The sequence below is a fragment of the Paenibacillus sp. FSL R10-2771 genome (assembly GCF_038000205.1).
GTDB lineage: Bacteria > Bacillota > Bacilli > Paenibacillales > Paenibacillaceae > Paenibacillus_AQ > Paenibacillus_AQ phytohabitans.
Genome location: NZ_JBBOBM010000001.1, coordinates 666,723 through 678,621 on the forward strand (window position 1 = coordinate 666,723; position 11,899 = coordinate 678,621).

Annotated in this window: 11 protein-coding genes; all 11 read left to right on the forward strand. The window is 54.8% G+C overall.

Annotation, left to right across the window (positions count from 1 at the left end):
* Window positions 1–25: 25 nt before the first annotated feature.
* Entirely contained in the window at window positions 26–778 is a 753-nt protein-coding gene (locus NSU14_RS02965) for a HesA/MoeB/ThiF family protein (protein WP_042139706.1), read from the forward strand.
* Window positions 775–1,917, forward strand: coding sequence for a homocitrate synthase/isopropylmalate synthase family protein (locus NSU14_RS02970; protein WP_340942701.1), 1,143 nt, complete (start codon window positions 775–777; stop codon window positions 1,915–1,917). Before NSU14_RS02965 ends, NSU14_RS02970 begins: the two co-directional genes overlap by 4 nt.
* 176 nt (window positions 1,918–2,093) lie before the next feature.
* Complete coding sequence (locus NSU14_RS02975) at window positions 2,094–2,870, forward strand: Cof-type HAD-IIB family hydrolase (protein WP_042139704.1); 777 nt, start codon at window positions 2,094–2,096, stop codon at window positions 2,868–2,870.
* Window positions 2,871–3,200: 330 nt separating this feature from the next.
* Complete coding sequence (locus NSU14_RS02980) at window positions 3,201–4,454, forward strand: BclA C-terminal domain-containing protein (protein WP_076248398.1); 1,254 nt, start codon at window positions 3,201–3,203, stop codon at window positions 4,452–4,454.
* Window positions 4,455–4,635: 181 nt separating this feature from the next.
* Complete coding sequence (locus NSU14_RS02985) at window positions 4,636–5,130, forward strand: hypothetical protein (protein ID WP_340942705.1); 495 nt, start codon at window positions 4,636–4,638, stop codon at window positions 5,128–5,130.
* A gap of 105 nt (window positions 5,131–5,235) precedes the next feature.
* Window positions 5,236–6,939, forward strand: coding sequence for a glycoside hydrolase family 13 protein (locus NSU14_RS02990; RefSeq protein ID WP_340942708.1), 1,704 nt, complete (start codon window positions 5,236–5,238; stop codon window positions 6,937–6,939).
* 233 nt (window positions 6,940–7,172) lie between these two features.
* Window positions 7,173–7,907, forward strand: coding sequence for a class I SAM-dependent methyltransferase (locus NSU14_RS02995; RefSeq protein WP_042139701.1), 735 nt, complete (start codon window positions 7,173–7,175; stop codon window positions 7,905–7,907).
* 39 nt (window positions 7,908–7,946) lie between these two features.
* Window positions 7,947–8,948 carry an MBL fold metallo-hydrolase gene (locus tag NSU14_RS03000; RefSeq protein WP_340942711.1) on the forward strand — a complete coding sequence of 334 codons (1,002 nt, stop codon included), beginning with the start codon at window positions 7,947–7,949 and terminating at the stop codon, window positions 8,946–8,948.
* Between the two features lie 638 nt (window positions 8,949–9,586).
* Window positions 9,587–9,901, forward strand: a complete 315-nt coding sequence (locus NSU14_RS03005; protein ID WP_052421685.1) for a helix-turn-helix domain-containing protein — start codon at window positions 9,587–9,589, stop codon at window positions 9,899–9,901.
* 5 nt (window positions 9,902–9,906) lie between these two features.
* The gene (locus NSU14_RS03010) at window positions 9,907–10,839 is read left to right on the forward strand and encodes an IS3 family transposase (protein WP_340942717.1); all 933 of its coding nucleotides are present in this window, start codon (window positions 9,907–9,909) and stop codon (window positions 10,837–10,839) included.
* Window positions 10,840–11,162: 323 nt separating this feature from the next.
* On the forward strand, window positions 11,163–11,735 hold the full coding sequence (locus tag NSU14_RS03015; RefSeq protein ID WP_042139700.1) for a TetR/AcrR family transcriptional regulator: 573 nt from the start codon (window positions 11,163–11,165) through the stop codon (window positions 11,733–11,735).
* Window positions 11,736–11,899: the final 164 nt, after the last annotated feature.

Below are 11,899 nucleotides of genomic sequence, written 5' to 3' on the forward strand. Positions count from 1 at the left end.
TTCGCAGTTACAGGGGGATTCAGGGATGGAGCAGCTTGCCGGAGAGTTGGAGCTGGAACGGTATACCCGGCAGCTGAAGCTGCTCGGGGAAGACGGGCAGAAGGCACTGAAGGAAGCAACGGTCATGGTGGCCGGCATCGGCGGACTTGGGGGAACAGCTGCACTCTATTTGGCGGCGGCGGGTGTCGGCAGGCTTATTTTGGCCCATGAGGGAAACATTCTCGCGCCGGATCTTAACCGGCAGATTCTGATGGATAGTGATCATTTGGGGCAGGAGCGGATGAGTACGGCTATTGCCCAGCTGCAGCGGCTGAATCCGTATGTGGCAATTGAAGGCTATAATTCTAAGATTGAATATAACGCGGCCAGACCCTGGGTAGAGGCTGCCGATATTGTAATTGACGCCCGGTATGACTTCCCTGAGCGGTACGCGCTGAACCGTCTGTGTGTCGATACGAACACGCCGATGGTGGAAGCGGCAATGTATGGCTTTGAAATATCGCTGACTACTGTGATTCCGGGACTGACGCCTTGCCTCGAATGCCTGTATCCGGATGTGCAGCCGCAGTGGGAGCCGTTCGGATTTCCTGTTCTGGGTGCGACTTCCGGGATTGCAGGTTGTCTGGCAGCGCTGGAAGCCGTAAAATGGATTACAGGGGTAGGGACAACTTATGCGGGCGTAATGCATCGCTTCAGCTCACTCGACTTCGCCTGTTATAGCGTCCATATTACCCGTAATCCGAATTGCGCTTGCTGCGGAGAAGGAGGTAAACCGTGAAAAGTCTCAAGCTATGTGACACGACACTGAGGGATGGTGAACAGGCGGCTGGAGTTTCATTCACGAGGGCGGAAAAGCTGGAAATCGCAAAGTTGCTGTCGGAGTGCGGAGTAGAGCAAGCAGAGGTAGGAATTCCTGCCATGGGCAAACGGGAGCAGGAGGATATCGCGGCCATCGCTGAATTGGGACTCCCCATGAAGCTGATGACGTGGAACCGTTCGGTTCCCGGAGATATTGACAAGGCAAAGGCTACCGGAGTGAACTGGAGTCATATCTCCATTCCGGTGTCGGAGATTCAGCTGCAGGGTAAGCTGGGGTTGTCGCAGCGTGAAGGTCTGAACAAGCTGCTTCGTGCAGTGGAATACGGGCTACGGCAGGACATGACGGTGTCGGTAGGCATGGAGGATTCCTCCAGGGCAGATATGAATTTCCTCATTGAAGTGGTAAATACATTATATAAGGAAGGTATCCGCAGGTTCCGTTATGCGGATACCGTCTCGGCGCATCATCCGGGGCAGATGGCAGACCGCGTGAGCCGGCTGCGGGGTGCAGTGCCTGGGGATGTGGAGCTGGAGGTGCACTGCCATAATGATTTCGGTCTGGCCTGCGCGAATACGCTTAGCGGCATCGCGGCAGGGGCGGTATGGGCCAGCACAACGGTAGCCGGAATCGGTGAACGGACCGGCAATGCGGCCATGGAGGAAGTAGCCATGGCCTGGCGCTATTTGTACGGCGGAGAATGTGCGGTCCGGCTGGAGCTGCTCAAAGGCTTGGCTGACAAGGTGATTGCCGCCTCCGGCCGCAGTGTCGGCGACGCGAAGCCGATTGTGGGGCAGCTTGCCTTCACCCATGAATCGGGGATTCATGTGGACGGGCTGATGAAGGAGAAGTCCACGTATCAGTCCTTCGATCCTGCGGAGGTAGGCCGGGCTCACCGCTTCGTGCTCGGCAAGCATTCCGGCAGCGGCGGTGTGACCCATGTGCTGGAGCAGCGGGGGCTTGAAGTCAGTGCCGATACGGCCGGCCGTCTGCTGGAGAAGGTGCGTGAATATGCGGAAGCCCGCAAAGGCACCGTGCCGGAGTATATGCTGGTGCAGTGGCTGATGGAAGAGCAGCAGCGGGCCCAGAATGCGGTATAGGACAGCTTTGGAATGTTGATTATTTTAAGCAGTGCTGATTTTCCTTAGGGAGAACAGTGCTGCTTTTTTGCTGTGAAACCGCCATTTTCAGAAAAGATAACTTGCATCGCTTGCAGGAAGCATCTACACTTTGAGCAGGATGTTACTTCGGAAGAAAGCAAGGAGAATGGGCAGCTATGACATTGAGGAAAACGATCTTTTTTGATATTGACGGCACGATTTATGATGAGGAAAAGCAGATTCCCCCGTCCGCCAAAGAAGCGATAGCTGAACTGAAAAGACGCGGCCACCATGTGGCGATTGCTACCGGAAGAGCGGACTATATGTTCGAGGAGCTGCGCGCGGAGCTGGGGATCGATTCCTATGTTTCGCTTAACGGGCAATATGTAGTATATGAAGGAAAGCCGGTGTACAGCAATCCGATTGAGAAGCCTACACTGGAGGAGCTTACCTTGTTCGCTGAGAAGCTGGATCATCCGGTGGCATACACAGATACGGCGGGCATGAAAGTAAACGTGGCCGATCATGAGTATATCAAGACGAGCATCGGTTCGCTGAAGCTGGTGTTTCCGACGCATGATGCAGAATATTTCCTGAAGAATGACACGCATCAGGCGATGATTTTCTGCCCGCAGGAGAGTCAGGCTATATACACTGAGCGGTATCCGCAGCTGAACTTCATCCGCTGGCACCCGCTGTGTATGGATGTGCTGCCGGGCAATGGCTCCAAGGCTAACGGAATTGCGGAAATGCTGAAGGTTATCGGCGTCCGGAAGGAAGATGTATATGCTTTTGGCGATGGTCTGAATGATGTAGAGATGCTGGGGTTCGTCGGCTACGGTATTGCTATGGGCAACGGGGAAGCTGAAGCGAAGGCTGCCGCCGCTTACGTAACGAAGCATGTAAGCGAGGACGGGATTTACGAAGGCTTGAAGATGGTCGGACTGCTGTAAGGCAGGGATGGATGGTGTAAGCGGAAGCCGGGCGTTACCTGGCCTGAGAGATGCCGAAAGAGTATTCTATTGCAGATTGTGCAGTAGGATGCTCTTTTTTTTGTGCCCGGCTTCCAAAGGGCGGGTTGTCCGGCAATAGTATATGTTTTGGCTGGACGGGGTGTGATAAGGCGGGTGAACAATTTTGGCTCTGCCCGGTTGAAAACAGGTTGTCCAGCCGGTACAAACAACCCGTTTCTCCAAAAATAAATATTTGCCTACGGGATGAATGTCCATGCCCTATCTGGGTCAACGGAGTAGGATACATAAAGTCTATTGGAGGTGCTAATTATGGGTCGTCCGGAACTTAAGAGAAAAAAACGTATTTGCAAAGACGATGTATTGGAGTGTCCGCTGCCAAAAATTAAACGTCCGAAAAGAAAAGTGCATGATAACAAATGCAACTGCAAGAAGATTATCGTCAAAAAGCAGATCGTACGCGTTAATATTCCATTAGGGGCATTGGGGGCAGCCGGGGCAGCAGGTGCCCTGGGTGCTGCCGGAGCTGTAGAGGCGCTGGGAGCAGCTGGCGCTGCAGGTGCGGCAGGTGCGCTTGGCGCAGCAGGTGCAGGCGGAGCGCTCGGTGCACCGGGCGCCGCCGGAACACTCGGCGCAGTCGGTGCGGCCGGAGCGCTGGGCGCTGTAGGCGCAGCGGGTGCCTTGGGTGCCCGTGGAGCAACCGGCACATTGGGCGCCGTAGGTGCCGCCGGGCTGCTGGGAGCGGCTGGAGCCGCTGGAGCGCTAGGCGCAGTTGGAGCCACAGGCGCACTCGGCGCTGCGGGAGTCGCCGGCGCCTTGGGTGCTGCCGGAGCTGCCGGTGCAGCGGGAGCGCTGGGCGGGATCGGTCCGGCGGGAATTGCCGGACTGGTCGGTCCCGCAGGGCCGGCGGGCGCAGCAGGACCTGCAGGACCTGTAGGACCGGCAGGAGCAGTGGGGCCTGTAGGGCCAGCCGGAGCAGCCGGAGCAGTGGGGCCAGCAGGACCGGCCGGGGCAGCCGGGGCAGTGGGGCCTGTAGGACCGGCCGGAGCAGCGGGGGCAGCCGGGGCCACTGGTGCCACAGGTGTGGCCGGCCCGGCGGGAGCCGCAGGAGCGGCAGGTCCGGCGGGGGCTACCGGAGCAACCGGACCCGCTGGCGGGATTGCCCAGTTCGGTTATGTATATAACCTCGGCGCACAGGTGGTGCCGATTGAGGCGGATGTATCTTTTGATACGAATGGTTTCCTTACGCCCGGGATTACGCATGCTCCGGGTACAACCACCATTTCGGTCACCAATGCGGGTGTCTACGAGGTTAATTTCTCGGTATCCGGTGTAGAGCCGAGCCAGTTTGCCCTATTCGTGAATGGTGCCCAGGTTCCGGGGACGGTATATGGTTCGGGTGCAGGAACGCAGCAGAATACCGGGCAGGCCATTTTCTCCCTGTCATCCGGAGATGTGCTGACGCTGAGAAATCACAGCTCGTCGGCAGCAGTCACACTGCAGACACTGGCTGGCGGAACACAGGCGAATGTCAATGCGTCGATTGTCATTAAGCAGCTGGCCTAGCAGTAGCAGAAAGCAGAGTGAATTGAAGGTTACAGAACAGGCTTGGAGGGAGGCGGGGTACCGGGTAGAGGGTATCCTGTCTTTTTGTTGTGCAGGAAATTACAAAATATAGGGTATCGCCGCAACCTAGAACCATTAGCCTCCGTCAGATTAAGAGCTGGAGAGGGAGAGGGGGGAGATCATGAGTGTAGCCGCAAAGGTTAACTACAGGTATCTGATGATGATCATTGTGCTGATCTTGACGGCCGGATTCGCCCTGCTATTAGCAGGCTGCAGGCAGGCGGAGAATTCTGCACCGGAACAGGTCCGTGTGCTGTCCCGGGAGGATGTCATTGCTGTTTTTGCCGATCAGGGACTGTCGCTGCAGACGGGGGAAGAGGTACCTGGCTCTATTTTTCAGCTGGAATTGAACGGGCTTAAGCCGCAGGTCTGTTCCATGGACGGAGTGGAGCTGTCGCTATATCTCTTCGCTTCAGCAGAGGAGCGGGCTGCAGGCTGGGGAGAATTCGGGGAGCTGACGGCTGCTGCGGATTTGATTCCTTTTAAAGCCTATCAGGAAGGGGCCATACTTATGTTCTACATCCACGGGGAATCTGCGGCAGAGGGGCAGAAGTGGAATGAGCAGCTCGATAAGCGGCTGAAGGCAGCCATACGGGGATTGATTGCGGCGGAGTAGGCGCATGCTTTTCGAATAAATTGTTATCCTCTTCCTTCGGTCTGGTTAAGATATATTAATATGTCTTACAGAGGCAGGAACCAATAGAAGCGGAGGGAATCTAAATTGAACCCCAAATGGTGGAAAGAAAGTGTTGCCTACCAGATTTATCCGATCAGCTTCATGGACAGCAATGGTGACGGGAAGGGTGATCTGCGCGGAGTGTTATCGAAGCTCGATTATTTGCAGGACCTCGGTGTAGATGTGATCTGGATCTGCCCGATTTATAAATCACCGAACCATGACAACGGCTATGATATCAGCGACTATTGCGACATTATGAAGGAATTCGGCACGATGGATGATTTTGACCTGCTGCTGCGTGAGATGCATACCCGCGGGATGAAGCTGATGATGGACCTGGTGCTGAATCATACCTCGCATGAGCATCCGTGGTTCGTTGAATCCAGAAGCTCGAAGGATAATCCCAAACGGGACTATTATATATGGAGAAAAGGGAAAAACGGCGGTCCGCCGAACAACTGGGAATCCTATTTCAGTGGTTCGGTCTGGGAGCTCGATCCCCGTACGGATGAATATTATCTGCATTTGTATTCCCGTTTTCAGCCCGATCTCAACTGGGAGAATCCCGCGGTGATCGACAAGCTGCATGAGATGGTGGAGTGGTGGCTGAAGAAGGGGGTTGACGGCTTCAGGTTTGATGCGATTGCCCATATTGTGAAGGCCGAGGGTTATCCGGATGCCCTGAATCCCGGCGGCACGCCGACCGTGCGCGCGTATGATATGTTCTCGAACCTTGAGCATGTGCATACGCTGCTGCAGAATCTGCATGATCAGGTGCTCTATTACTACGATATTATGACGGTGGGGGAAACCTCGGGTCTTGGGCCGGAGCAGGCGCTCGATTATGTCGGTGACGGACGGCGCGAGCTGAACATGACCTTCCAGTTCGAGCATATGAATCTGGATGCCGCTTCACCAGGCAGCGGGAAATGGGATGTCGTGCCCTGGAAGCTGGGTGACCTGAAGAAGATCATCAGCAACTGGCAGACCGTTCTGCATAACCGGGGCTGGAACGCCAACTATCTGTGCAACCATGATCAGCCGCGCTCGGTGTCGCGGTTCGGCAATGATCTGTTCTACCGTATCCCGTCAGCCAAAATGCTGGCCACCTTCATCCACATGCTGGAAGGCACCCCCTACATTTATCAGGGTGAAGAAATTGGGATGACCAATGTCGCTTTCGAGTCGATTGATGATTACCGGGATGTAGAGACGCTGAATTTCTACGAGGAAAAGCGGACCGCCGGCGTACCCGAAGCCGACATTATGGCCGCTATTCATACCAAAAGCCGCGATAATGCCCGCACGCCGATGCAGTGGGACGATAGTGAGGATGGCGGATTTACGACGGGGGTTCCCTGGATCAGGGTGAACTCGAACTCCCGGGAGATTAATGTGGCTAATGCAGTCAAGGACCCGGACTCCATCTACAATTACTATAAAAAGCTGATTCAGCTTAGAAAACAACATCAGGTGATCGTCTACGGCGAATATGGTCTGCTGCTGGAAGAGCATCCTGAAATCTATGCCTACACCCGGACGCTGGAGGACCAGCGGCTGCTGGTCATTCTGAATTTCTATGAACGTGAGCCGATATTTGAGCTTCCGGAGGAATATCAGGCGGCGGAGAAGCTGGAGCTGCTGATCTCTAATTATCCAGCAGCCAAAGAGGATGATCTGCGCAGTCTAAAGCTGCGTCCGTATGAGGCGCGCGTATATCTGCAGCGCTTAAGCAGCAAGGCGTAAGGCCGGACCCGGGTTCCCCGGACCGCCGGCTGAAGAAACCAAAACAGCAGTCCGGGAGTGGTCTCCGGGGATTGCTGTTTTTTTTCACGAAAATAAATAATTATTCAATCTATGTTCCGGCGAATTGTGATCCTGATGCTTTGTTTCCACAGTAAAAGACGGTACAATAAGCGTTATTAAAGAGAGGCATAAGACCGTACTGGGAAAAAGGCTGTGGAGGGAGTAATAGAGAGATGAGTGAGTGGTACGAAACAAGCTTTGGCGAGGACTATTTAATCGTTTATAGACACAGGGACTTCGGCGGTGCACGCCATGAGGTGGAGACGATGATCGGCTGGCTGGACTTGCACAAGGGTGCCAGGGTGCTTGATCTCTGCTGCGGTATGGGCCGCCATTCGCTGGCTTTGTCGGAGGCCGGTTATGAGGTTACCGGGGTTGATCTATCCGAGGCGCTGCTGCATGAAGCGCGTTCGCAGGCGGGTGCGGAAGCCGTAACCTGGCTGCGGTCTGATATGCGTGAGCTTCCCTTGGAGGGCGGATTCGATGCAGTGGTCAATTTGTTTACTTCGTTCGGATATTTCGAAGAAGACGAGGAGCAGATCAAGGTGCTGAAGGAAATCTGCCGGATGCTGAAGCCGGAGGGCAAATTTATTATTGATTTTCTGAATCCGGCTTATGTCATCCGCCATCTGGTGCCCCACTCTGTCCGTGAGGACGGGGATACTCTGATCGATGAATCACGCCGGATTGAGGAGGGTTACGTGAAGAAGGATATCCTTCTGATCTCGAAGGCCGGGGGGGCGCCCCGGAAATATCATGAACGGGTGAAGCTCTATTCCGTGGACAATTTCCGCGAGATGATCGCTGCTGCCGGGCTGCGGCTTGAAGCTGTGCATGGCAGCTACGATGAAGAGGAATATGATGCTGAGTCCTCAACCCGGATGATCTTCACAGGAGCTAGACCATAGATGGCGGCGGGAAGAAGAGCCGGAGGAGGAGAGAGGATTTTGCACAAGGCGGATATTCAATCTTGGGATGGCGGAGTTCTGCAGGTATCTGTGCCGATGGGGCTGCCGCTCCGTCAGGTGAACAGTTATATTCTGCCTGACCGGGACGGCAGGATTACGGTGATTGACCCGGGCCCTCACACCCCGGATGCAGAGCTTGCCTGGCAGGGCGTGCTGGAGGAATTGGATCTGTCCTGGTCCAAGGTGCGGGACATCGTCGTTACCCATCATCATCCCGACCATTATGGTCTTGCCGGCTGGATGCAGTCGCGCAGCGGTGCTCGGGTATGGATGTCGGAGCGGGCTCATGCTGAAGCCGGCCTGGCCTGGGGCAGCGGGGCGATTCTGGATGAGGCTTTGCCGCTGTTCTTCCTGCGGCACGGCATGCCGGAGGCCTGGATTCAGGGCATCCGGGAGCATCTGGAGAGCTTCCGGCCGGAGGTGACCCCGCAGCCGGAGGTCACCTATATCAATGAGGCGGAGCCGTTTGTGATGGGCAGCCGCAAATGGCAGGTTCTGATGACCGGCGGGCATGCGCCGGGTCATGTGTCGCTCTACCACGGCGGCAGCGGGCAAATCTTCTGCGGCGATGCTGTGCTGCCGCAGATTTCGCCCAATGTCGGCCTGCAGCCGGGCAGCGATCCGCAGCCGCTGCGGACGTATCTGCAGGGGCTGCGGGAGCTGCGCAGCCTTGAGGTAGAGCTGGCGTTCCCGGGCCACCGGGAACCGTTCAGCGGGTTCACGGCGCGGGCGGACAGCCTGCTCCGGCATCATGAGGAGCGGCTGGATACTACAGCCGCATTGCTTGCCGGCGGACCGCTGAGCGGGTTCGCCGTCTGTGAGGGGCTGTTCCGCAGCCGGATCGCGACTGCGCATCAGATGCGGTTCGCGATGAGCGAGGCGCTGGCCCATCTGGCCGAGCTGGTGCGCCGGGAGCGGGCGGCCGAGACGGAGGGCGGCCCCGGCGGAGGCATATTGTTCACGGCGGCGGTGTCCGGGTAAGCTGCAATAGGATGCTTGTTGCAGACATAAGTCCATCTGTGCCCGTTGCCGTCTCTCCTTGAGGCTGTTCTTACAACAGTCGCGGGAACCTTACCCTTTACTGTTACCACTACTACTACGACGACTACTACGACTATTTCCAATACCAAACAACTACCAGAATACAGCATACTTAAGAGAAACGGGCACTATCCGCTAAGGAGGGTACCCGTTTTTTGTGTTAGTTAGAAAAGTACCAAGTTACTCCGAGCATGAAAATAAGAAGCTTCTGAAACCGCCGGAAGTGGGCATATGGGCCAAATGTATGCGAAAAATCGCATACAATGAGCTACCCCGAAGGTAATCAGGCCGAATGTATGCGAAAAATCGAATACAATGTGCCAGCGAGAGGGTAATCGGACCCAAGGTATGCGAAAAATCGAATACAATGTGCCAGCGCGAAGGTAATCAGGCCAAATGTATGCGAAAAATCGAATACAATGTGCCAGCGCGAAGGTAATCAGGCCGAATGTATGCGAAAAATCGAATACAATGTGCCAGCGCGAAGGTAATCAGGCCAAATGCTCCACAGCCCCCTAATGAAGTTGGAGTCCTCCCCCATAAAAATGTAGACTGAATACAGGAGGAGGATGAACACAATGGGACACTTAACGGGAACAAGAGAGAAGGCAGCGCAAGAGGTGTTGTCTGGCATTAAGGCAGCGGTGGTTGCCCGAAAATATGGGGTGACCCCAGCGACGGTGAATCAGTGGGTGAGAGATTACCGAGGGGCCCATGGGGAACAAGATCATCCGTATCCCCAGGAGCAGGTGGAGGAACTGAAGCGCCTCCTGGAAGTGGAGCAGAAATACGAGAAGGCCGTCAAGATACTCGGCGAAAAGGAGTTAGAGATTGAGATTCTGCGTGAACTGCTAAAAAAGCCAACCCCTGCTTATCCGAAAAAATCGAGGTAGCCGACATGTTCATTAAGCAGGGGAATACCGCAGCTTTGGTACTGCGTCTCATGGGGCTAGCAGAGTCCACGTACTACGACCGTAAGAAACGCAGGTCACTGTCCCCAAAGGCCGATCAAGGGGGGCGTGGAAGACCCCAGCCAGGCTACTCCTTTAACGAGTCTGGGGAAAAGATTAGTGACGAGGAGATCCAGGAATGGCTGCTGGAATTAATCGCTGGAGAAGAGCACGTGTACGGGTACAAACTCCTGGCCAAGTGCTTGTGGAACCAGCACCGGTTGAAGCTCAATCACAAGAAAAGCTACCGGCTGTGTCAGGAGCTGGATATCCTGCAGCCCCAGCGTCAGAAGCGCTTTAAGCATCCCCGGAAGCTGCCGGAGAACCGAGTCATTACAGGAGCGAGCCAGCTCTGGCAGATGGACATTAAATACGGGTATGTGGAGGGACGTGACCGGCATTTCTTTGTCCTGAGCATTATCGATGTGTTTACCCGTGTCATCGTCGGCTACCACCGGGGATCGTCGTGTGAGGCCAAGCACGCCTGCCAGACGCTGGCGCGCGCCATGGAGCATCACTGCGCCCCTGACAGCGCTCGCCCTGTGATCCGCACCGACAACGGCCCACAGTTCGTCAGCCACCTGTTTGGCGACATGTGTGAAAGCTGGGAAATGACCCATGAACGTATTCCGCCTCGAACGCCGGATTTAAATGCTTTTATTGAATCATTCCACAGTAATATCGATCGGGATTTGTTCCGCAAAGAGGCATTCGAAACGTTCGAAGAGGCCTATGAAGCGGTGGACCGGTACATGGACTTTTACAACAATCGCAGAATGCATACGAGCCTTCGTAACCTGCCGCCAGCTACCTTTGCAGAGTGGGTGCTGACCCTAGAAGACCGCTCCCGCTTCTTCTGGCCGAGAGAAAAAGCGAAATAAAGAGCATATCTACAACAAGTACTGATTTTATACGGAGGACTCCGGGATAAGGGGGTCGCACCGAATGTATGCGAAAAATCGAATACAATGGGCTACCCCGAAGGTAACCGAGCCCAATGTATGCGAAAAATTGAATATAATGTGCTACCGCGAAGGTAACCAGCCCAATGTATCCCGTTGTGCTGAACCGCTGGGCGCATATAGCGCAGTATGGCGGGCAGAGCAGAGCACGGTGACGATGTGCACACTTGTTGATTTATTGACATTTGTTAAATATAATAAGTGCACTAAGCAACTGGATGACAAGTGAAAGGGAGAAGCTTATGGACAGACGTATAGGCAAAACGCGGGAAGCTATTTTCGAGGCTTTTATCAGCCTGATGGCCGAGAAGAACTTTGAGCAGATTACGGTAAATGAGATTGCAGCGCGTGCCAATGTAAGCAGAGGAACAATCTATCTCCATTATGTAGACAAGTACGATCTGCTGGATCAGTGTATAGAGACGCAAATGGAACAGCTGTGCGAGAGTTGCCTGGCCGGCGGGGAGGACGCCCATATCGCCTCCGGGGGCGCGCTGCTGCGCACAGCCGAATATCTGGAGCGGCACGCATGGGTCTTCACTACACTGCTTAACAATAAAGGCGTTCCGGCCTTCCGGACCCGTCTGCATGCGATTCTGCTGCAGGGTCTAAGTGAGCAGATCGACATGAGCGGCCTGAACCGCGGGATGAACAAAGAGATGCTGATCCAGTTCCTGGCATCGGCTGTAGTAGGTGTAATGGAGTGGTGGATCACCCATTCGATGCCATACCCGGCCAACGAAATGATCGAAGACATCCTGGCTCTGATGGAGCGCAATCAAATGGCACCACGGCCGCTGGATACTGTGCAATAGATCTGTAGAAGCTGGTAGGTTGCAACATTATTCCGAAAAAAAGACATCCCGCTGTTTATATGCAGCAATTGATGTAGTAGCTCCGAGCGGAATTCAGTGATAGTTGTAGAACGTACACTTAAAAACAGCTAAACGGTACTCTAGTATCATATAACTGTATTCTG